The sequence below is a fragment of the Nitrosomonas sp. Nm166 genome, from assembly GCF_900112825.1.
Lineage (GTDB): Bacteria > Pseudomonadota > Gammaproteobacteria > Burkholderiales > Nitrosomonadaceae > Nitrosomonas.
Genome location: NZ_FONE01000003.1, coordinates 90,686 through 114,407 on the forward strand (window position 1 = coordinate 90,686; position 23,722 = coordinate 114,407).

Here is a 23,722-nt window from a genome sequence, read left to right on the forward strand (position 1 = left end):
TTGGATTAATAAAAACAACAAAGCAGATCGGTACTTGAAGCAATGCGGAAATGGCAGCTCATATCAATCCACTTTTGTCAAGCAATTATGTTATAGGGTAACAAACGGGTAGGTAATATTGCAAGCTCATCCATTCATTTTCATCCTGTTATACTTGACTTGCCTAGGTGTGTAATGAGCTTGAAATAACCTGTTAAGTAGCCCTTTCAGCGGTATTTAAAACTGGACTGGTTTTACATAAAGAAGCAAATATTGCTTCATTCACAGCCATACCATTAAACCCATTTCCAATGGGTGAGTCATCAGTGGGTGATAGGGATAAATTCGAATGAAATATTCTTGTTTGCCGCATAATTCCGGGGTCAGCTCAAGTTCGAACAGATGCTCATCCGAATCCTGGATTTCTGTGAATTCAAACTTGAAATGCTTGAAGTTGCATAAGTGGGTTGTCTTAAACTGACGACATATCAGTAGTTCAATCACGACATCTTCCGGCGCCAGATTGTTCAGTCTGGCGGCCACTTTGAAATTCAGTGCTTCATTAAAGAAAATACGTTCATGAGGAACATCCAAGCGTCGGAGCGTGACCCCATGCCATGCATTTCTTATCCTGGCTTTCCATGTGGCAATATTTTTTGCATTAGCATACTCATTGTCTGCATAGAGCAAACTCTTATGGCTGGCGGGGCGATAAAATTTTTTAATGTATTCATCAAGCATACGCGTTGCGCTATAACGCGGCAGCAGTGACTTCATTGAATGTTTAGCCATTTTCACCCATTCCGGTGAATAGCCGAGTTTGCCATAGTTGTAATACAGCGGAATGACCTGGTCTTGCAGGATTTCATACAGCGCCCGACTTTCTTCTTGGTCACGCAGTGTTGCGGCCATATCCTCCGGGCCTGGTTTAATTGCCCAGCCATTCTTGCCGTCGTAGCCTTCTCCCCACCAACCATCCAGTACGCTCAGGTTAATCGCGCCATTGATGCCTGCTTTCATACCCGATGTGCCACTAGCTTCGAGCGGATAAATGGGATTGTTAAGCCAGACATCGACACCGGCAACCAAGCGCCGGGCGAGCCGTAGATCGTAGCCTTCAACCAATAAAAGCCGTCCTTCAAATTCAGGCAGACGCGCAATTTGACTGATGTGCCGAATAACATCTTGTCCGGGAATATCAGCCGGATGTGCTTTGCCGGCAAAAATCAGCAGCACGGGACGTTCTTGATCAAGAATGATTTTCCGCAGCCAGTCGAGATTCTCGAATAACAGTGCAGCGCGTTTGTATGTTGCGAAGCGGCGTGCAAAACCCAAGGTCAGAATGCTGGGATTGATAGGATCAACAAACTTTAATAGCCGGTCCAGATGTGCTTCAGAACCATGATTTCGGCTGTTTTGCTCAGTAATACGGGAGCGGATACCGTAAAATAGCTGCGATTTTAACGATTGCCGTACACTCCAGAACAAGTGATCCGGGATGTTATCAATACGTGACCAATATTCGGTATCGCACATCTTATTGCGCCATTCATGGCCGAGATAACGATCAAACAGGTCAGACCATTCCTGTGCCAGGAAGGTTGGCACATGGATGCCATTAGTAATATAGGTGATCGGATTTTCTTCCGGCTCGATTTGTGGCCATAAATCCTGGCAGATGTTTGCTGATACGCTTCGGTGTATTTTGCTGACGCCATTGTGCGTGCGTGAGCCGTGAATCGCTAGTGCAGTCATATTAAAATCAGGACTTCCAGGCACATGACCGAGCGCCATGAACTCTTCGGGCGTAATGTTGAGACTGCGGTAGAAGTCATCAAAATAGGTGCGCGTCATGTCCGCGCTGAAATAATCATGACCAGCCGGTACTGCGGTATGTGTAGTAAAAATCGTATTCACGGCCACAGCTTCCAGAGCGCTCGGAAAATCTAGCCCTTGCTGTACCAAATTGTGAATACGCTCGAGGATCATAAAAGCGGCATGACCTTCGTTGATATGCCACACGGTAGGCCTAATACCCAGCGCTTGTAATGCACGCACTCCGCCCATGCCCAAAATAATTTCCTGTTCAATGCGCATGACTTTATCACCCCCGTAAAGGTTATGCGTGATATAGCGGTCTTGCGGAGAGTTTTCCGGTAAATCAGTATCTAGCAAATAAAGGACGACATGGCCAATTTTTGCCTGCCATATTTTTACGATGACATTGCGCCTGGGCAGGGCTACATCAATATGCAGGCTTGAACCGTCTGGATGCAATACCGGTGTGACTGGAAGATCTTCAAAATCCGCTACCGTATAGGTGACTTGTTGATTGCCCTGACTGTCAATGGCTTGGGAAAAATATCCCTGACGATAGAGCAGGCCTATGGCGACGAATGGAAGATGTAAATCACTGGCTGCCTTGCAATGATCTCCAGCGAGAATGCCCAGACCGCCGGAATAAATGGGCAGGCTTTCATGAAAGCCGAATTCGAAACAAAAATAGGCAACCTGATCTTGTGCACCTAAACCTTCGGTATTGTTTTGAGCTGATGACTCGTCATGATACGAATCATAAGTCGATAGAATACTATTGTAAGTGGCAAGAAAAACCCGATCTTCTGTCGCTTTCAACAACGTTGATTCATCCACACGTTTGAGAAATGCCTTCGGATTATGTCCTACCGCCTCCCACAAGTGCGGATCAAGCCGCGAAAAAAGCATGCGTGTCGCACGATCCCAGCTATACCACAGATTATTAGCCAGTTCCTGCAGGCGTTTGAGACGTGGCGGTATTTTAGGATTGACAGTAATGGTGAAAGCAGTTCGCGGCAACATGATGGGCTCCTTAATGAAAATTATCTTTTTTTATAGGATTAGTTGATTCATTGCGTTGAAGAACGGGAATTTAAACTTGAAACTGTTCGAATTTTAATTCTGACTATTCGTTGTTTTTAATAGATGATGTGCTTCGTGTTTAGCACCGAGCAAACTGATTTCAGTGTTAGTAATCACGTGCACGGGGATCTCATTCATTAACGCGGAAAACCGTCCTTTGTCTCGGAATGCACGCATGAAACCGCCCGATTTGAGTATATTGATAATCTTGGGCGCAATGCCGCCTGCAATGTATACGCCTCCACGACACAATCCGGCCAGCGCCAGGTTACCAGCATAAGCACCGTAGATTTCAGCAAATAAATTGAGCGATTTGATGGCGATCGGGTGTCGGTGTGTTTGTGCAAGCGTCGTTATCGTGGCGCCGCTGTCTTCTTTCAGATGGGTTGCTGTCAAACCGGAGGAGGTTATCTGATGCATTTGCAGAAAATTAAAAATATTCGTTAATCCCGAGCCGGATAACAAGCGTTCCACAGAAACATGGCCAAATTTATCGTGTAGCGTTTCGAACAAACTGACCTGCAATTTGTTGGTCGGCGCGAAGTCTATGTGACCCGCTTCAGTTGATAAGGCGAAATAGCGGCCTTCTAGCCAAGGAAGCCATGCCACACCCATTCCCGTGCCTGCGCCCAGAACGACCCGCATTGCATGCGCATGGGTTTGCCCAGTTTGCAATGTAACCAGATCGCCTAGTGACAGATCTTCGACAGCTAATGCAGCCCCTTCAAAATCATTGATAAGCTTAACATTGGGAATAGAAAATTCATCAGTAATTGCAGCGCTACTGATTTGCCAGAGCAAATTGGTCAATGTAACCTGCTGTGCGACGATGGGTCCTGCGACTGCAAAGCATGCTGCAACTGGAGGATGTGCTACTGCGCTTCGGTTCAGAAAATCTCTCAGCAGATCAGCAAAATTTATGAATGTCTGACTATCATAGCGCTGTTCGAATAGCTGATAAACTACACCATCCTTCACTTCGGCCAGCTGTAGAATGGTTTTGGTACCTCCAATATCACCGTAAATAATTTTTCTGTTCAATGGCTTACCAATTAAAATATTGATCGAAGAGCCTGCCTGAGAGCGAGTGAGTACTAGCCCAAACAGATCGATAGTATACATGGCCACACATGTTTTTATCAGGTTTGCTGCGGTTTGACATACAATCGGTCATTCAGTACATTTTTTAGAAATAGGAAAGAATGAGTTTTAATACCAATCCATACTGAATACTGTAATCGATAATCCTTAAGTTTTATTGAATTCATTATGGCTGATCCATTGATCATCGCTAAAACAAGCATAGCTGATTTGGCGCTCTTGCCCACGATGGCAACGCGTCATGGCTGCATTACCGGTGCGACCGGGACCGGCAAAACCGTTACGCTGCAAAAGCTGGCAGAAAGCTTCTCCGCTATCGGGGTTCCGGTATTCATGGCAGATATAAAAGGCGACTTAACAGGTATTTGTAGGCCAGGATCGCTTTCTAGCAAGATGAAAACACGTATTGATATGCTACAACTGGATACTCCGGCATGGGAAGGCTTTCCGGTAACATTGTGGGACATATTTCAGGAGCAGGGTCACCCGTTACGTGCAACAATTTCCGATATGGGGCCCGTGCTATTGGCACGCCTGCTGAACCTGAATGATACCCAAGAGGGTGTGTTAACACTGGTTTTTAAAGTAGCCGATGATCATGGATTGCTGTTGCTTGATCTGAAGGATTTGCGTGCTTTACTGCAATTTGTTGGTGATCATGCTGATCAATTCAAAACCCAATATGGTAATGTGTCATCAGCTTCGATCGGTGCAATCCAACGTAGTTTGCTGCAAATAGAAAAACAGGGTGGAGATAAATTCTTTGGTGAGCCGATGCTCAATATCGAGGATTTAATGCAGACCATCGACGGCAAAGGTGTCATCAATATCCTTGCTGCTGACAAATTGCTAAATTCACCCAGATTGTATAGTACTTCTCTGCTCTGGATGTTGTCCGAGTTGTACGAAAATCTTCCCGAAACCGGTGATCGTGAGAAGCCTAAATTAGTGTTCTTTTTTGATGAGGCGCATCTGTTGTTCAGTATGGCATCGCCTGCTTTATTGGAGAAAATTGAACAAGTCGTGCGTCTGATACGCTCCAAAGGGGTCGGTGTTTATTTTGTCACGCAAAGCCCATTTGATATTCCGGAAAAGGTATTGACCCAGTTGGGCAATCGGGTGCAGCATGCGTTGCGCGCCTTTACACCGCGTGATCAAAAAGCAGTCAATTCCATTGCTGAAACCATGCGGCCCAATCTGAAACTGAATGTCAAACAAGCCATCCTTGAACTTTCAGTAGGCGAAGCGCTGATTTCTTTTCTTGATGCTGATGGATCGCCGGATATCGCTGAGCGCGCTTTTATACTGCCTCCAGTTAGCCAGATCGGACCGATTACGGCAGATGAAAGAAAGCAACTGATTCAGTCTTCCATTGTGGCAGGTGTGTATGAACAGGAAATCGACCGAGAAAGCGCATTTGAACTATTGCAAGCACGAGTTGGCGCTGGCAGACCTGCAGGTTCAGATATTTTGAAGAAGCAAACCGGAGAGGGAATTTTGGGTGAGTTGAGCGATTTATTATTGGGTTCATCTAGCAAACGCGGTGGGCGCCGAGAAGGCGTGATCGATGCATTTGCGAAGAGCGCCGCCCGATCAGTGGGATCATCCATCGCCCGTGAAATTACCCGTGGTTTGCTTGGATCGTTATTAGGTCAGAAACGGCGCTAGCCCACCATAGCTCTACCAAAAATACCCCATAGAGGCTTAAAAGTGCTTACTCGTCTTTTTTATATTTATGATCCGATGTGCAGTTGGTGCTATGCATTTAGCCAAAGCTGGACTGCGTTGCAAAAGGATGTGCCGGATGATGTCGGAATTGTCTATCTGCTCGGCGGGCTTGCGCCGGATACGACAGCGCCGATGCCCATGTCGATGCAAAAGAATATTCAACAGGCTTGGCAGCGCATAGAGCAAACCGTTCCAAGCGTTCGGTTTAATTGGGATTTCTGGTCACGCAATACGCCGATTCGCTCAACATATCCTGCTTGCCGGGCGATTCTGGCGGCGAGAAAGCAGAATGCTAAAGCTGAGCCGCAAATGTTGCAAGCCATTCAAACGGCGTATTACCAGAAAGCCATGAATCCATCTTTGCTGGTAACATTGCAGGAATGTGCGCGTGAGATTGGACTGGATGCGGAGGTATTCAAGAGAGATTTAACCAGTCCACAGATAGAACAGCAATTGCAGCATGAAATTCAGCGGGCAAGAAGCATGGATGTTCATTCTTATCCGTCTTTGCGGCTCATCCACAATCATGCCGTGTTTCCGATTGCTGTTGATTATCTGAACCATCAAACTATGCTGGATGCGATCAATCGCATCATAGAAGAACTGTAGCGTTATTGGATAGACAGGAGTCGAAAATCTGCTTCCCAGCCTTTTAATTTTTCACGTGCATGTCGCCGCTGCTGCTGACTGGTGCTATTGTGCACGTGCGCGATGAAGGTGCAATTGTATTCGGTCAGTTTCATTTGATAAGCACGGTAGTCGGCATTCGTGGAGCGTTCGGTATGCCCGACCAGTTTGCGCAGTGTAGTGACGATATGCTCGGCTTCAGCGGGTTCAGCGATTAGCTGGCGCAGTGTCAATAAGGTTGCATTTTGACGATGCTGACGTTCAGTCAGCCAGGCTGCAGGATCGAAAGGTGAAGCGGCAATACTGTCGATGATCAAGCGCTGCTGTGCTTCGTTAATGTTACCGTAGAAATTTTCTATGCGTTTGACAGTGCGCTTGACGGACGCTTCCTGGCGATCCTCGATGGTCGGCTGTAGATAATCACGGTGAAATTCCTCATTACTTTTAGCATAGCGCTGCTCAAGATGGCGCAATTGCGTTTCGCCCAGACCAGGTACTAACGGCGCGCCAAGCTGCAATGCGTGATCGAGCGCCAGTGCAGTAGTGTTCCGTAGTTCCTGGTACCAGTCGCAGACCTGTTCCGGTGTGACGGAATCATCAATCTGACGGCTTAATACCGATAACCATGCGGCATATTCGGGAAGCTGAGTAGTGCGGTGCCAGTCAAACCATTGGTGAATTGCCTCTTTAGCGTGCGGAACCTGCTCGTGACTAAAGTTGACATAGCCATCGAGCCACCACCAAAGCAACTGCGGCCCTTGGTTGTACCCCATGCGCAGCATGCTGCAACTGCTGAGCAGCAGAAGTAAGCCGATGATCGTGCCTCTTGCAAGAGGCATGCGCAAGGTGCTTGTCATTTTCTATTAGTTGCCAAAAAGTATTTTTTTAACTTACTGAGTAAACTACTTGCATCCGAATTGATGACTTCGGTTTTATTAGTTTTGTCAGTCAGCAAATTTTCCATGATTAATTGATAAATCCTCGACAATTGTTCGAGATCGTCGACTTCTACGTGTTCGTTCAGCTTGTGAATGGTGGCATTGCGCGGACCAAATTCAATCACCTGGGGGCAGATGTCTGCAATAAATCGGCCGTCTGAAGTGCCACCAGAAGTGGAAAGCTGCGGTTCGATGGCAATGACTTGGGCAATGGCGTCGTGCATGGCATCAGCCAATTCGCCTTTTGGTGTGAGAAAGGGTTTTCCTGACAGTTCCCACTGCAATTCATAATCAAAGCCGTGCCGATCAAGGATTTCATGCACACGGGCCTTGAGTGATTCAACGGTGCTGGCTGTCGAAAAACGGAAATTGAACAATAAATTCAGTGTGCCGGGGATGACGTTAGTGGCGCCTGTACCAGCATTGATATTGGAAATGTGCCAGGTTGTGGGGGGGAAATAGTCATTGCCCTGGTCCCATTCTGTTTGCGCCAGTTCCGCGATGGCGGGGGCAGCCAGGTGGATGGGATTTTTGGCTAGATGCGGGTAGGCGATATGGCCTTGTATGCCTTTAATCGTCAGATTGCCGGATAGAGAGCCGCGCCGGCCATTTTTGATGGTATCTCCCAGCTTGTCGGTACAGGTGGGTTCACCCACAATGCAGTAATCCAGTAATTCACCACGCGCTCTAAGCGCTTCAACAACCTTGACGGTGCCATCAATCGCGATGCCTTCTTCGTCCGAAGTGATCAATAGTGCGATTGATCCTTGATGGTGCGCATGCTGTGCCAAAAATGCTTCAATGGCGGTAATAAAGGCTGCCAGCGATGATTTCATATCGGCAGCACCGCGTCCATACAGGCGGCCATCCCGAATGGCCGGCGTAAATGGGTCACTGTCCCACTGTTCAAGCGGGCCGGTGGGAACGACATCGGTGTGTCCGGCAAAACAAAGTACCGGTGCAGCATTGCCGCGGCGTGCCCAAAGATTGTCGACATCGCCAAAGCGCATTCTTTCAATGTGAAAGCCGAGTTTTTCCAGACGACTGATTAAAATCTCCTGACAACCGCCATCGGATGGGGTCAGCGAGCGGCAGGCAATGAGTTGTTGAGCAAGCGTCAGTGTGTCTTGGGTATCATTGGGCATGAATTTTTCCTGAAGAAGTTAGGTCGTTCTAAAAGCCGAGTGTATGAATTACACAACAATATTTCCGTCAAATTTTAGCGTGAAAGTAGGGATTTGAACGATTATCATGTAAATTTGAAGCTGTAAGTTTTTTAAGCAGATGCAGAATTTTACAGTCTGATGCAAGTCTTGCACAGTTAGCGTTATTGCGCATCACTTGATTGGGCTTAACTCATTACGGAAAAAACCAATATGCTCGAGTTCCTCTTCTATGCCATTTTGTTATTCGCTGCAATCGTTGTTCTCATTCTGGCAGTTCCTGTGATACGTCGTTTTCTGGTCACCAGTCAGATACTGAAAATTTTTCGCAACATGCTGCCGCAGATATCGCAAACGGAACAGGAAGCATTGGATGCCGGTACGGTTTGGTGGGAAGGCGATTTATTCAGCGGTAAACCGGACTGGAAAAAATTGCTGGCCTATCCTAAGCCGCAATTAACCGCAGAGGAGCAAGCTTTTCTGAATGGTCCGGTAGAGCAACTCTGCGCGATGCTGGATGAGTGGAAGATTACGCATGAGTTGAAGGATTTGCCACCAGAAGTGTGGCAGTTTATCAAGGAGAATGGCTTCTTTGGTTTGATTATTCCCAAGCAGTATGGCGGCTACGGATTTTCAGCATTGGCACACTCCGAAGTGGTGATGAAACTGGGTTCCCGCAGTGGCACGGCCGCGGTGACGGTGATGGTGCCCAATTCGCTCGGCCCGGCTGAACTGCTGCTGCATTATGGCACCGAGAAACAAAAAGAATATTATCTGCCGCGCCTGGCGAAAGGCCTGGAAGTGCCTTGCTTTGCGTTGACTTCACCGGAAGCAGGATCCGATGCCGGAGCCATGCCGGATTTTGGGATTGTGTGCCGCGGTGAGCATGACGGGCAAACAGATGTGCTAGGGATGCGGGTAACCTGGGAGAAGCGCTACATTACGCTTGGGCCGGTTGCAACCATTTTAGGGCTTGCCTTCAAGGTGTATGATCCGGATCGCTTACTGGGCGGAAAAGAGGAGCTTGGCATTACTCTGGCATTGATTCCCACCAACACGCCGGGTGTGAATATCGGGCGGCGTCATTATCCGCTGAATGGGGCATTTCAGAATGGTCCCAATTCGGGTAAAGAAGTATTCATTCCGATGGATTGGATCATTGGTGGACAGGAAGGCGTCGGGCAAGGATGGCGCATGTTGATGAACTGCCTGGCTGCAGGGCGATCCATTTCATTGCCGGCCACCAGTGTAGGGGGCGCAAAACTGGCTGCACGTACCGGTGGTGCTTACAGCCGGGTACGTATCCAATTCAAAGTACCGATCGGTCAGTTCGAAGGAATCGAAGAAGCATTGGCGCGTATTGGTGGTAACACGTATATGATGGACGCCGCCCGTGTGATGACAGCTGGAGCGGTTGATCTAGGGGAAAAGCCTTCGGTGGTTTCAGCCATCGTCAAATATCATCTAACCGAACGCGGACGTCAGGCGATTAATGATGCGATGGATATCTATGGCGGCAAGGGTATTTGCATCGGTCCGAGAAATTATCTCGGACGCACTTATCAGCAGATTCCTGTCAGCATTACCGTGGAAGGCGCCAATATTCTGACCCGCAATATGATCATTTTTGGTCAGGGCGCGATTCGTTGCCATCCCTATTTGTTAAAGGAAATCAATGCAGCGCATGATACCAATCCGGATCGTGCTTCACGGGCTTTTGATGAAGCCTTGATCGGTCATGTAAAGTTTACGCTACGCAATATTGTGAACAGTCTGTTGTATGCGTTATTCGGTAATTACATCAAAAGCAATGCGCCGGAAAACAGCACGCCTGAGACGGCGGTTTATTACCGCCAGCTGGCACGTTTCTCTGCCAGCTTTGCCTATATCGCCGATATCGGACTGATGCGACTAGGTGGTTCGCTCAAACGTAAGGAAAGATTGTCCGCCAGATTGGGTGATATTCTGAGTATGCTGTATTTATGCTCGGCGACACTGAAGCGTTTTGAAGACGATGGCCGCCCAAGCTCAGATTTGCCATTGCTGCACTGGTCGATGCAGGACGCCATTTACCGCATGCAGCAGGCATTTGATGAGTTTCTGGACAATTTTCCGGCACATAAGGTGTGGGTTTGTTTGCTGAGAGCATTGGTTTTCCCGCTCGGCAAACGCTGCAAACCACCGGCAGATAAGCTGGCCCATGAAATTGCCCGGCTGATGATGGAGCCAGGTGCTGTGCGCAACCGACTGACTGCTGGAATTTATGTACCAACGACAGGTAACGAGCCGATGGCGGATCTCGAGCAAGCCTTGCAATGTGTCATCGAAGGCGGTGCAATTGAAGCGAGGCTACGCGAAGCTGTGAAATTGCGCCAAATTACTGCGCGAGGCGATGAGAAAATTACACAGGCATTGCAACTCAAAATTATCACGGATGCAGAAGCTGATTTGCTGAAGCGGATGAAAGACCTGCGCAATCGGGTTATTAAGGTAGATGATTTTTCACCGGATTTTAGTGAAGTAAGCAGTAACAATTAAAGCACTCATTAAAGGGAAAACGATGAAAGCAGGGCAAGACAGAATGGCAGAGATTATCCCGGTAGATAAGGCAAAAACACTCGATGGTCTTTTTAGAGAACGTGTGCAACGCTCGGCGCAAAAAATCGCGTATCGCTATTTCAACCCAATCAGCGAGGAATGGGATAACTATACCTGGGAGCAAATGAATCAGTTCGTCGCTCGTTGGCAAGCGGGATTAGCAAAAGAACCCCTGGTGGCTGGTGACCGGGTGGCGGTGATGATGAAGAATTGCCCGGAATGGGTCATGTTCGAGCAGGCAGCGCTAGGTCTCGGACTGGTGGTAATTCCTTTATATACCGATGATCGCGCTGAAAATGCGGCTTATATCATCAATGACGCGAATGTCAAGCTGCTGTTGCTCGAGAATTCGGATCAATGGCAGGAGTTTCTTACGATACGCGATCAGATAGAGGGGGTACAGCGAATTGTCATACTCCAGTCTTTTGAGCGAGACAACCGAAATTTACGCGATAATACCCGGGTTGTCTTCGCCTACGACTGGCTGCCTGTACAAGCCAGTGAAGTCAAGCATGTTGGCGATGATCCGCACAACCTTGCCACCATTATTTATACCTCAGGTACGTCAGGTCGTCCCAAAGGGGTGATGCTCAGTCATCACAATATACTGAGCAACGCCGATAGCTGTTTGCAAATCGTGCCGGTATTACCGGATGATGTATTGCTTTCCTTTTTGCCTTTATCTCATACCTTTGAGCGTACAGCGGGCTATTATGTGCCGATGATGGCAGGCGCCGTGATTGCTTATGCACGCTCGATTCCGCAGTTGCAAGAAGATTTGCTGACCATTCGCCCGACATTGCTGATTTCGGTTCCCCGCATTTATGAACGAGTGTATGCCGGTATACATGCAAAACTGGCTGAAGGTCCCGGTTTTGCGCGCTGGTTATTTAATTTCGCAGTTGCGATAGGTTACAGCCGTTTTGAACGTCAGCAGGGAAGGGGGAACTGGCGGTTCACACATCTGTTCTGGCCATTACTGAAGAAACTGGTGGCTGATAAAGTGATGGGTAAATTGGGCGGCCGGTTGCGGTTTGTGATGAGCGGCGGTGCCGCGTTATCGGCGGAAGTTTCACGTATCTTCATCGGCCTGGGATTGCCTATCCTGCAAGGATACGGGATGACGGAAAGCAGCCCGGTCGCCTGTGCCAACCGGCTTGAAGATAACGTGCCGGCCAGTGTCGGTTTGCCGATTCCCGGGGTAGAGGTCAAACTGGGCGAGAACAATGCATTGCTGATTCGCGGGCCTAATGTGATGCTGGGTTACTGGAATAATCCGGAAGCCACGAAAGCCGTCCTTTCACCGGATGGCTGGCTCAACTCGGGCGATATCGCTTCCATTGACGCACAAGGCCACGTCACTATTACCGGCCGACTGAAAGAAATCATTGTCTTGTCTACCGGCGAAAAAGTACCGCCGGCGGATATGGAAGCGGCTATTTTGCGCGATCCGTTATTTGAGCAGGTGATGCTGGTCGGTGAAATGCGTTCCTATTTGAGTGTTTTGGCTGTTTTGAATCCATCCCGCTGGCAAGCTTTCATCGCACAGCATGGGTTGAATGATAACCTGGATAATGAGCAGCAAAGACAGCAGATTGAAGAGATTTTGTTGGACAGAATCACTCAGCAAACGAATGGATTTCCGGGCTATGCCAGAATACGCCGTGTTGCAGTCGTTCAGGAACCCTGGAGTGTTGAGAACGGTTTGATGACACCTACCATGAAGCTAAAACGAGCGAAGGTGATGGAGAAATACCAGGCGGAAATCGATAGGCTTTATAAGGGACATTAGGATTGCTAATGATAATCCGATTGTCAATAAAAGTTTTTTCTTAATTAGTAGCATGATCTTCTCTCTGCATTCGTAGTAACAAATGCGAATCTTTCAGAGATTCCTTGAATGCATATCCATCATAAACTGCTCAGGTTGTCAGTAGGATTTTTCCGGCGTAGTATCCATTTAGTTATTTTAAATAACGCAATAAGCATTTCTTTCAAGTAAGTTTTTTTGATAAATCCTTTTGAAGGAGTTCTTGATATGGCTACGACAGTGATTAACTTATCAAGTCTTGATGGCACTAATGGTTTTTCTATGACTGGCGCATCGCAGGATTTTTCTGAATTATCGGTCAGCGGTGTAGGGGATATTAATGACGATAATTTTGATGATGTCATTATCGGTGCCGATCAAGCTGACTCGAGTGGCTTTAGATCTGGATCCAGTTATGTTGTTTTTGGCAAGGCTTCCGGTTTTGATGACACGATAAATTTGTCCAGCCTCGATGGCAACAATGGATTCCGCCTGGATGGGGTAGCGGCATGGGATTCTTTGGGCAGATCTGTCAGTAGCGCGGGGGATATCAATGGTGATGGCTTTGATGATGTGATTACCGGTGCTCCTGGTGCTGATGGCAATAATGGCGATAACTACTACGGCCTTAACGGGGGTTCTAGTTATGTAGTATTTGGCAAGGCTTCCGGTTTTGATGCCATGGTGGATTTATCCAGCCTAGATGGCAGTAACGGTTTCCGTTTGGATGGATCGGGGAATAATAATACGGGCACATCAGTCAGCAATGCAGGTGATGTCAATGGTGATGGTTTTGATGATGTGATTATCGGCGCAGAATTTGCTGGTGGTAGCTACGATTATACCGGGGCCAGTTATGTAGTTTTTGGCAAGGCTTCCGGTTTCGAAGCCAAAATGAATCTATCCAGTATCAATGGCACGAACGGTTTCAGCATGAATGGGATAGAGAAGTATGATCGTTTTGGCCATTCGGTTAGTAACGCGGGAGACATCAATGGTGATGGTTTTGATGATTTAATTGTCTCGACGGCTGATAGGTATAGTAAAACCTTCTCCAGCTACGTAGTGCTTGGTAAAGCTTCCGGTTTTGACGCTACGTTGGATTTATCCAGTCTCGATGGCACAAACGGCTTTCGCTTGGATGGAGAAGCGGGATTCGAACGGTCGGTCAGCAATGCAGGGGACGTCAACAACGACGGTTTCGATGATGTAAGTGTCAATGTCTCCCAAGATATGAGTTATATAGTATTTGGCAAGGCTTCCGGTTTTGACGCTACGTTGGATTTATCCAGTCTCGATGGCACAAACGGCTTTCGCCAAGACGGAGGGCCTATAAGTAATGCAGGAGATGTCAATGGCGATGGTTTTGATGATGTGGTTATCTCCAACTACGTAGTATTTGGCAAGGCTTCCGGTTTTGATACTAATATTGATTTATCCAGTCTCGACAGCAATAGCGGTTTTCGCCTGGAAGGGCCGAGCGGACCAATCAGCAGTGCAGGTGACGTCAACGGCGACGGATTTGACGATCTGATTGTTCCAGGAGTTAATCCCAGTAACTCTGGCTCCAGTTACGTGGTATTTGGCAGAAGCAGCTTTACTGATAATGGTGTGATACGGGGTACTCCCGAGGATGATATCCTCACTGGTACTTCGGCAGCAGAACGCTTCGAGGCGGGTGACGGTAACGATCGAATGATCGGCCGCGGCGGTGCGGATGTGTTTCTGGGTGAAGCAGGCAATGACTATATCCGAATATCCGATCTGAGCTTCGAGTCTGTGAATGGCGGCATCGGCAACGATGCGCTGGCCTTGGGCGGCAGCGGTTTGAATCTGAATCTGACCGTTATGGCTGGCAAGATCAGCGGCATCGAGACCATTCGCCTGTTTGGCACCGGCGATAATACCTTGACGTTAACCGCCGCGGATGTACTCAACCTGTCGGATACCAGCAATACCTTGAAAGTCAATGGTAATGCCGGTGATCGCATCGTTGGATTAAGCCATGGCTGGGGAGATGGCGGTGTTCATGGTGATTTCCATACCTACTTCAACGATGCGGCGGTGCTGCTGGTGGGCGTCAATGTGGCGACAGATTTTGCGTAACGAAAAGTTGCACAAATGGTGCTTGCGGTATTCTGAAGCAGCTAGAGGAATCATTTTATAAGGAGCTTAGATTATGACAATACCGATAATTAATGTATCCACACTTAATGGCAATAATGGGTTCCGTTTAGATGGGGAAATAATTTTTCAGTATCATTCCGGTGAAACAGTCAGCAGTGCAGGTGATATCAATGGCGATGGTTTTGATGACGTGATGATTGGTGCTCCATATGTGTATCGGCATTTCCTTGTCGAGGGCTTGAGTTATGTGGTTTTTGGCAAGGCTTCCGGTTTCGATGCAATTATGAATTTATCCAGCGTGGACGGCTTTCGTCTTAGAGATTTTTCTGCTGCATCCGCGTTTATAGTCAGCGATGCAGGCGATATTAATGGCGATGGTTTCGATGATGTAATTATTGGGGCTCGGGGTCGTGTTGGCGATTATCCTCCTTATACGCGTGACCCAGGCGCTGCTTATGTGGTTTTTGGCAAGGCTTCTGGTTTTGATGCGGAAATTAATTTATCTACTCTCGGTGGCAGCCAGGGGTTCCGCCTGGATATAGGGGGAGGTATAGGCGTTTCGGTAAGCAGTGCCGGCGACGTCAATGGCGATGGCTTTGATGATGTGATTGTGGGTGCCAATAGTGCCGGTTATGTGGTGTTTGGCCAAGCTACCGGTTTTTCTGCCACGCTGGATTTATCCAGTCTGGATGGGAATAATGGTTTTCGCCTCGTTGGTAACGCGCCGTATGATCAGGTGGGCGGATCAGTCAGTAGTGCAGGGGATGTCAATGGTGATGGTTTTGATGATGTGATTGTTAGTGCGCTTTATTCTGGTTCTAGCTACGTGGTGTTTGGTAAGAGTTCCAATTTTGAAGTTGCCCTGGATTTATCAAATCTCGACGGCAGCAACGGCTTCCATTTAGTTGACTTGGAAAATAATTCTCTTAGCACATCAGTCAGCAATGCGGGAGACATCAACGGCGACGGTTTTGATGATGTGATTATTGGTACCCCTCGTTCTGACCCGAACGGTAGCTACTCCGGCTCCAGTTATGTAGTATTTGGCAAGGCATCGGGTTTCAGTGCCACGTTCGATTTATCCGGCCTGGATGGGAATAATGGTTTTCGCCTCGTTGGTAACGCGCCGTATGATCAGGTGGGCGGATCAGTCAGTGGTGCAGGGGATGTCAATGGTGATGGTTTTGATGATGTGATTGTCAATGCTGCTGATTCGTGTTACGTGGTGTTTGGCAAGGCTTCCGGTTTCGATGCTGTCATGAATTTATCCAGCCTGGACGACAATAGTGGGTTTCGTTTAGAGGGAATGAATAGGGCTTCTGCGAGTTCGGTAAGCAGTGCCGGGGATGTCAACGGTGACGGTTTTGATGATTTGATTGTCGGTGACCCCAGTGCTATTGTTGAAAATGAAGGTAATTATGGTGCCAGTTATGTGGTGTTTGGTAAAAGCGATTTTACTGGTGATGTCATACTTGGTACCCCGGGAGATGATACCCTCACGGGTACTTCATCAGTGGAGCGTTTCGAGGCGGGTGACGGCAATGATCAAATGATCGGCCGCGGCGGGGCGGATGTGTTTCATGGTGAGGCCGGGAACGATAACATTGTGGTCCCGGATCTTGATTTTCAACAGGTGGATGGTGGCACCGGCGACGATACGCTGGTATTGGAGGCTGGTGGCATCAATTTGAATCTGGCCGACTTTCACGTCACCATCGATGGCATCGAAACCATTGATCTGACTGGTAGCGGTGATAATACATTGATGCTCACCTTGCCGGACTTGTTGAGCTTGTCTGACACTACCGATACTTTTACAGTCAATGGCGATGCGGGTGATCGTGTTGGGCTAAGAAATAATGGCTGGAAGGATGGCGGCATCGAGGGCGATTATCATGTTTTTACCAATAATGGGACGCTGTTGCGGGTAAATAGGGCTGTGTTTACAATAGAAGAAGATGTGATCAATTTAGCCGATCTCGACGGCACTAACGGTTTTCGGTTGGATGGAGTGACTGAGGAGGATTTTTCCGGAATATGGGTCAGCAATGCCGGGGACGTTAACAGCGACGGTTTCGATGATGTGATTGTCGGTGCTCACGGTGCTGACTCCAGTTATGTGATATTTGGCAAAACTTCCGGTTTTGCTGCTGCGATGGATTTATCCAGTCTCGACGGTAACAATGGTTTTCGTCTAGATGGCGCGGGCGCATCGGGCTTTTCAGTCAGCAATGCAGGGGATGTCAACGGTGATGGTTTTGATGATGTGATTGTTGGCGCTCCCCTTGCTGGCTCCAGTTTCGTAGTATTTGGTAAAGCTGCCGGTTTTGCTGCTGCGATGGATTTATCCAGTCTCGACGGTAGCAATGGTTTTCGTCTAGATGGGGGAGGCTGGTCGGTAAGTAATGCAGGAGATGTTAACGGTGATGGTTTTGATGATCTAATTGTTGGTGCGCACGGGTCCAGTTACGTGGTGTTTGGCAGGGCTACCGGCTTTGCCGCTACGATGGATCTATCCAGCCTTGATGGCAATAATGGTTTCCGCCTGAATAGTGCGGATTCGGACAGATCGGTCAGCGGTGCTGGGGATGTCAATGGTGATGGTTTTGATGATTTACTAGTAGGGACTCCCGGGGCCCTAAAAGGCTCTGGGTCAAGTTATGTGGTTTTTGGCAAGGCTTCGGGTTTTGCTGCAACTATGGATTTGTCCAGCTTAGATGGCAGCAATGGTTTCCGTCTTGATGGCGTGGCAGAAGAGGATCGTTCGGGCTACTCTGTCAGTGGTGCCGGAGACGTCAACGGCGATGGTTTTGATGATTTGATTGTGGGGGCCCCTTATACTAACCCGAACGGTATCGGCTTGGGCTCCGCTTATGTGGTGTTTGGCAAGGCGACTGATTTTGCTGCAACTATGGATTTGTCCAGCTTAGATGGCAGCAATGGTTTCCGTCTTGATAGCGTTGCAGTGGATCTTTCTGGCTTCTCTGTCAGTGACGCAGGTGACGTCAATGGCGATGATTTTGATGATTTACTCGTAGGGGCTCCCGCGGCCCTAAATGGCTCTGGTTCAAGTTATGTGGTGTTTGGCAAGGCCACCGGTTTTAATGCCGTGCTGGATCTATCGACCCTGAACAGCAATAGTGGTTTTCGCGTAAATGGAGTAGCAGCATATGATGTCATGGGCGAGTCGGTCAGCGCTGCAGGGGACGTCAATGGCGACGGTTTTGATGATATTGTTGTCGGTGCCCATCGCGCTGATCCGAATGGTCTTGGTGATGCCGGATCCAGTTATGTGGTATTTGGCAAAAGCAGCCTTACTGATGATGGTGTGATAAGCGGTACTCCCGGGGATGATGTCCTCACGGGCACTTCAGCGGCGGAACGCTTCGAGGCGGGGGACGGCAATGATCGAATGATCGGCCGCGGTGGTGCTGATGAGTTTCTGGGTGAAGCAGGTGATGACTATATTCGAATATCCGACCTGAGCTTTGAGTCCGTGGATGGCGGCATCGGCAACGATACGCTGGCCTTGGGCGGCAGCGGCTTGAATCTTAATCTGACTGATATAGGCGACAGGATCAGCGGCATCGAAATCATTCGCCTGTTTGGTACGGGTGACAACACCTTGACGTTAACCGCAGCAGATTTACTCAGCTTGTCAGACACCAGCAATACCTTGAAAGTCAATGGTAATGCAGGTGATCGCATCGTTGGATTAAGCCATGGCTGGGGAGATGGAGGTATTCATGGGAATTTTCATACTTACTTTAATGATGCGGCAGTGCTATTGGTTGGCGTGAATGTGGCGACGGATTTTGCGTCGTAAGCTCTGAATAACTGTCATTTCGAGCGCAGCGAGAAATTCATGTCGTTAGATTCTTGATTGTGTTTGGAATGACAAATGTGTGAGGAATGTAGAGATTCCTTAAACGTTATCACAATTTAGCTTGACCTCCGCTACGGAGGAGACAAATCAATGGCAAAAGATACCAGTAAGTTGGATAAAGTAGTTCTGGAAGCGCGTCGGAATGCAGAAAAACGCGCCCAAGGCTATCGCGAACAGGCACTCAAGTTGTTTCCGTGGGTATGCGGCCGCTGTGCGCGCACGTTTGATCATAAAAATTTGCAGTTACTGGAAGTGCACCACAAGAACAGCAATCATGATGATAATCCACCTGACGGCAGTAACTGGGAATTACTGTGTACCTATTGTCATGAGCATGAACATTCCAAGCTTAAAGATGCAACGGGTCGTATCGATAGTAAGAAAAATGAAACGATTGCCACGTTCAGTCCATTTGCCAATCTGAAGGATATGCTAAAAAATAAGCCGTAATTCAGCATATCAATTTCTAACAGTCATTCCGGTACTCTTAGAGATAATCCTCATCTTCAACAAAATCTACTCAATGGATAAGCGTAGGCCTGATAAAGTAAAACTGTGACTAATGAAAGCTCAATCTCAGGCTCGTTGTATTTAATGAACAGACGGATATAATGGGATTTTCAAGCGAACTGGGAGTCTAGTCATGGTTAAATTAACTGATGTAACTGGAATCGGTCCCGTCACGGCCAGGCTGTTATCTGAACACAACATTAATACCGTAGAAGCGCTGGCATCAATCAGCCTGGCAGAACTGCAGAAAGTGCCGGGGTTTAGTGATTTACGTGCACGAGCCGTCAAGAAAGCGGCGTTGGATTGTTTGCAGGGTAAAACAGCCAAACAATTAGCTACTTCAGCCAGTCATCCTCCAGCCCCCGTTAAGAAAGCTGCGAGTCCGAAGGCAACTGTAGTCAATCAAGCTGCAAATCAGATAGAGATAGAAACAGATCAGGATAAGGACAAGAAAAAAAATAAAAAGAGCGGCAAGAAGAAAGAAAAAATAAAAGATAAGGTTAAGAAAAAGAAGGAAAAAAATAAAAACAAGAAGAAAGAAGGTACGAAAAAAGGAAAAGATAAAAAGAAATCCTGATTAAATAAGTTTTCCGGTAGGAAAACAAATGACTTAAGCAAATATACAGTTGAGAAAATTTTCTGTTTCTGTGATTGAGGCAAAAGACTGAAGGGTACTTTTATAATTCTTTAGGTCTGATCAGGTATTGCAGGTGTGCGTGGTGGGATTTTGCTGTGATGGCGTCATGACCATAATCAAGCACAGCAACTGCGGCAGTAGTCAATAGCTTACCGGTGCTGTTAACCGATGGCGGATCTTTGGACAGATAACAGAGCAGTTGATCGAGTCCTGGATTATGGCCAATGATGAGCAAGGTATGAATTCCTTCACTGTGGTGATTAATAAGGGAAATCAACTCATCAAGTGAAGCATCATAAATCCCGTTTTCCCACAGTATGTTATTCTGAGGTGTATCCAGCTTCTTTGTGACCAGTTGGCAGGTCTGTTTTGCCCGTAGCGCAGGTGAGCAAATGACTCGATCAATGCGATAGGCTTTTTGCTTCAACCACTTGCCAATGAGTTTTGCAGATTTTTTGCCGCGTGCTGTCAGAGGACGGTCGAGATCCAATTTATCCGCTTCAGACCAGTCTGATTTGGCATGCCGCATGATAATCAACTGATGCTTTTGCATAAATCATTTTATAAACTTATTCATCAATCGACATATTACCATTCCCAGGATACCTCATATGGATGAATCTTACGCCGCTGTAGATTTGGGCTCAAACAGTTTTCATATGATTGTTGCCAACTTGGTGGACGGACATTTACAGGTCATTGATCGCATAAAGGAGATGGTCAGGCTGGCCTCCGGATTGAATGACAAGCAGGAGCTGTCTGAGGAATCCATGCAGCAAGCCTTGGAATGCTTGCAGCGGTTCGGCCAACGCATCAGGGAAATTCCGCATGTGAATGTTCGCGCTGTCGGCACCAATACCTTGCGGCAGGCTAGGAATGGCGGCGTTTTTTTGTCGCAGGCGCATAGCGCGCTGGGTCATCCGATAGAAATCATTGCCGGGCGCGAGGAAGCAAGGTTGATTTATTCCGGTGTTGCACACAGCGTCTATGATGAAGTCAATAAACGCCTGGTCATTGATATCGGCGGCGGCAGTACCGAATTAATTATCGGCCGTGGTTTTGACACCTACTGTACGGAAAGTTTTTATATGGGGTGCGTCAATATGGGGCGGCGTTTTTTTGAGGATGGCAAGATAAAAGCCAAAAAAATGCGCAAGGCCATCTTATTTGCGATGCAGGAACTGGAGTCGATTGAAACGGCATATAAAAAAATGGGTTGGGATCATGCCATAGGATCTTCCGGCACCATTATTGCCATTCGCGATGTAGTGCAAGCACAAGGGTGGTGCGATTCAGGCATTACCGCTTCAGCATTGACTCAGTTATTGGAAGCACTGATTGCCATCGGCGATAGTGCATTGATCAATTTTTCTGGCTTGTCAGAGCGCAGAAAACCTGTATTTGCCAGCGGTGTAGCGATTTTGTGCGGTGTGTTTGAAATCCTCAATCTGGAAAAGATGGATGTATCGGAAGGCGCATTACGCGAAGGTTTGTTGTATGACTTGATTGGCCGGGTGCATAACGAGGATATCAGGGACAAAACCATCATGGCAGTAGCGCAAAGATATAGCGTTGATATGGAACAGGCGAACCGGGTCAGGGACACGGCTGAAAATTTCTTCCATCAGGTAAAAAACGATTGGGAACTGGATGAGAAAAAGGATTTGAAATTACTGATGTGGGGAGCTTTAATGCATGAAATCGGCTTGTCGGTTGCCCATAACCAGTATCACCGACATGGTGCCTACTTGACCGCAAATTCAGACTTGGCGGGTTTTTCCCGCCAGGAACAAATGAAGCTCGCGATGCTGGTTCGAAGCCACCGCCGCAAGTTTCCACTGGAAGAATTTGAATCGGTTGCCATTTCAACAAGAACCTCTGCGATCAGGCTTTGTATTCTGTTAAGGCTGGCAGTCGTGTTGCATAGAAGCCGATCCAATAGCGGTCTGCCGGAAATGCGCATCAGCGTGAACAAAAACCGGGTTGATCTGGCCTTCCCATCAGGTTGGCTGGATAAACATCCTTTAACGCTCGTCGATTTGAATACTGAGCAAAGTTTTCTACAGGCTGCGGATATTAAGTTGGCATTTAATTAAATTCTGATTGATTATAAGAAGCCTGAAGATTTGATTGGGCGAATTGTGCAGCAATCAATTAATTGGATCAAAACTTAACAAGGTAAACTGAAATGATTGTGGATTGGCCAACTGCATCAATACGTTAGTGACAACTGTAGAAGTGTTTATCATGACGGACGGAATATGCAATTGACCACTCTGACTGGAAAAATTTGCAATGTCGGTTGGCTTTGCTTGTAATGTTGCAATACTGGCCGGATCAAGCTCAAATACCAGGTTCGGATTATCTTCGACCAAACGTAAGCTAACCGCTAACGTTTGGTCAGCGCCAATATCAACAGCAAAACTTAAAGTTCCTTCAGTGAAAATACCCGCTGCATGGGTGATTTCAACATGATCAATTTGTACGAAATTGCTAACTAAAATTTGTGAGCCATCAAAGTTGATGATTGGAGTCTCAGTAAAGCTGCCGCCCAAGTTGGTTACAGGCAGTTTCTCGATGGCATCGATGACATTCATTCCATCAAAAATGACACGTCCGAATACGGTAAAACCGCCATTTTGAAAATCCAGATTCTGAGAGTTATCATCAAGGTTGACAAACCATTGGCTGGTGGCGCTGTTCGGATTATTGGCGACTTTTGCCATGGCTACAGTTCCACGCGTATTGGAGATTTTAAATTCATTAGTAATGGGAGCGAACGTATTAACGGGAGCAAGTGTTTTCCCATTGCTGCCATCGACGAACTTGAAACCACCACCTTGAATCACAAAACCAGGAACGCTGCGGTGAAAAATTCCATTGGTGTAAGCACCGCTATTGATGTAGTTAAGAAAATTAGCGGTCGTTATTGGGGTCTGCGTTTCAAAAAGCTCAATACAAAATTGACCCATGTTGGTATGAAAACAAGCGACTGGGTTGGCCTGGATAGTAGATGGTAATAGCAACAAACAAACGGATAATACAGTTTTATTAAAATTTTCAATAAAAACCATGATCACCGCCTCCTTCCGGTTAAAAATGAATTCTACTGCTAGAAATTAAAGTGAGGCAATGGTTTTATCATTGATAAGCTTCAGTTTTATATCAAGGGAACATTTGGCTGCATGAGAAAGAATTCGGCTGCATGAGAAAGAATTCTTGAAACAGCGCAAAAAGAAATAAAGCTGTGATGACTACTAAAACATTAAGCTGAAGCTAAGGCTTTTCTATCCATACCAGGTTATGTTCAGGAATGTTGATGATGGCTTTGTTTATTGGAATTCTGTTAAAATGCGAAATTCTATAAAAGTATCAAGCAAGGAATAGTGGTCATGGCTTATGTAGTAACTGAGAATTGTATTAAATGTAAATATACGGATTGTGTGGATGTATGTCCGGTAGATTGCTTTCGTGAAGGTCCCAATTTTTTGGTTATTGATCCGGATGAATGTATTGATTGCACATTATGCGTTGCAGAATGCCCGGTGGAAGCAATTTATGCTGAAGATGATGTTCCTGATGAGCAAGTGCATTTTATTGATCTGAATGCTGAGTTATCTAAAAAATGGCGACCAATTATTGAAAAAAAAGATGCACTGCCTGATGCGGATGATTGGGCGAGTGTTAAGGATAAGCTCGATCACCTAGAACGCTAAGCGG

General features: G+C 47.2%; 16 protein-coding genes. 10 read left to right on the plus strand and 6 right to left on the minus strand.

The annotated features are described in order from the left end of the window. Window positions 1–261: 261 nt before the first annotated feature. Window positions 262–2,817, minus strand: a complete 2,556-nt coding sequence (gene glgP, locus BM021_RS01705; RefSeq protein ID WP_090718061.1) for an alpha-glucan family phosphorylase — start codon at window positions 2,815–2,817, stop codon at window positions 262–264. Between the two features lie 93 nt (window positions 2,818–2,910). Beyond that, window positions 2,911–3,999, minus strand: coding sequence for a glucokinase (glk, locus tag BM021_RS01710; RefSeq protein ID WP_090718063.1), 1,089 nt, complete (start codon window positions 3,997–3,999; stop codon window positions 2,911–2,913). A gap of 147 nt (window positions 4,000–4,146) precedes the next feature. Between glk and BM021_RS01715 the strand changes: the two genes are divergently transcribed. Further along, a complete protein-coding gene (locus BM021_RS01715; RefSeq protein ID WP_090718066.1) occupies window positions 4,147–5,646 on the plus strand; it encodes a helicase HerA-like domain-containing protein in 1,500 nt (499 codons plus the stop codon). A 42-nt stretch (window positions 5,647–5,688) separates the two neighbouring features. Next, window positions 5,689–6,315, plus strand: a complete 627-nt coding sequence (locus tag BM021_RS01720) for a DsbA family protein (RefSeq protein ID WP_256207724.1) — start codon at window positions 5,689–5,691, stop codon at window positions 6,313–6,315. A gap of 2 nt (window positions 6,316–6,317) precedes the next feature. Here the strand turns inward: BM021_RS01720 and BM021_RS01725 are convergent, their stop codons facing one another. Together BM021_RS01725 and dapE are read right to left on the minus strand one after the other, a co-directional pair. Further along, entirely contained in the window at window positions 6,318–7,190 is an 873-nt protein-coding gene (locus BM021_RS01725) for a DUF6279 family lipoprotein (protein WP_090718071.1), read from the minus strand. Beyond that, the gene (gene dapE / locus BM021_RS01730) at window positions 7,187–8,416 is read right to left on the minus strand and encodes a succinyl-diaminopimelate desuccinylase (protein WP_090718073.1); all 1,230 of its coding nucleotides are present in this window, start codon (window positions 8,414–8,416) and stop codon (window positions 7,187–7,189) included. Before dapE ends, BM021_RS01725 begins: the two co-directional genes overlap by 4 nt. Before the next feature lie 231 nt (window positions 8,417–8,647). Here dapE and BM021_RS01735 point away from each other — a divergent pair, with 231 nt between their 5' ends. The 6 genes from BM021_RS01735 (at window position 8,648) to BM021_RS01760 (ending at window position 19,942) form a co-directional block, all read left to right on the plus strand. After that, complete coding sequence (locus tag BM021_RS01735) at window positions 8,648–10,972, plus strand: acyl-CoA dehydrogenase (protein ID WP_090718076.1); 2,325 nt, start codon at window positions 8,648–8,650, stop codon at window positions 10,970–10,972. Between the two features lie 22 nt (window positions 10,973–10,994). Beyond that, a complete protein-coding gene (locus BM021_RS01740; protein ID WP_090718079.1) occupies window positions 10,995–12,824 on the plus strand; it encodes an AMP-dependent synthetase/ligase in 1,830 nt (609 codons plus the stop codon). Window positions 12,825–13,070: 246 nt separating this feature from the next. Continuing rightward, window positions 13,071–14,948, plus strand: coding sequence for an integrin alpha (locus tag BM021_RS01745; RefSeq protein WP_090718082.1), 1,878 nt, complete (start codon window positions 13,071–13,073; stop codon window positions 14,946–14,948). A 73-nt stretch (window positions 14,949–15,021) separates the two neighbouring features. Further along, complete coding sequence (locus BM021_RS01750) at window positions 15,022–18,795, plus strand: beta strand repeat-containing protein (RefSeq protein ID WP_090718085.1); 3,774 nt, start codon at window positions 15,022–15,024, stop codon at window positions 18,793–18,795. A 150-nt stretch (window positions 18,796–18,945) separates the two neighbouring features. Beyond that, window positions 18,946–19,305 (plus strand): YajD family HNH nuclease, encoded by a 360-nt coding sequence (locus tag BM021_RS01755; protein WP_090718088.1) that lies wholly within the window; start codon window positions 18,946–18,948, stop codon window positions 19,303–19,305. 193 nt (window positions 19,306–19,498) lie between these two features. Further along, on the plus strand, window positions 19,499–19,942 hold the full coding sequence (locus BM021_RS01760) for a helix-hairpin-helix domain-containing protein (protein WP_090718091.1): 444 nt from the start codon (window positions 19,499–19,501) through the stop codon (window positions 19,940–19,942). Window positions 19,943–20,042: 100 nt separating this feature from the next. Here BM021_RS01760 and sixA read toward each other — a convergent pair whose 3' ends face one another. After that, window positions 20,043–20,555, minus strand: a complete 513-nt coding sequence (gene sixA, locus BM021_RS01765; RefSeq protein ID WP_090718094.1) for a phosphohistidine phosphatase SixA — start codon at window positions 20,553–20,555, stop codon at window positions 20,043–20,045. A 58-nt stretch (window positions 20,556–20,613) separates the two neighbouring features. Between sixA and ppx the strand changes: the two genes are divergently transcribed. Beyond that, window positions 20,614–22,098 carry an exopolyphosphatase gene (gene ppx / locus BM021_RS01770; RefSeq protein ID WP_090718098.1) on the plus strand — a complete coding sequence of 495 codons (1,485 nt, stop codon included), beginning with the start codon at window positions 20,614–20,616 and terminating at the stop codon, window positions 22,096–22,098. Between the two features lie 54 nt (window positions 22,099–22,152). Here the strand turns inward: ppx and BM021_RS01775 are convergent, their stop codons facing one another. Beyond that, window positions 22,153–23,076 (minus strand): peptidylprolyl isomerase, encoded by a 924-nt coding sequence (locus BM021_RS01775; RefSeq protein ID WP_090718102.1) that lies wholly within the window; start codon window positions 23,074–23,076, stop codon window positions 22,153–22,155. Window positions 23,077–23,394: 318 nt separating this feature from the next. On the opposite strand from BM021_RS01775, the gene fdxA reads away from it, so the two are divergent. Further along, a complete protein-coding gene (gene fdxA / locus BM021_RS01780) occupies window positions 23,395–23,718 on the plus strand; it encodes a ferredoxin FdxA (RefSeq protein WP_090718105.1) in 324 nt (107 codons plus the stop codon). Window positions 23,719–23,722 lie beyond the last annotated feature (4 nt).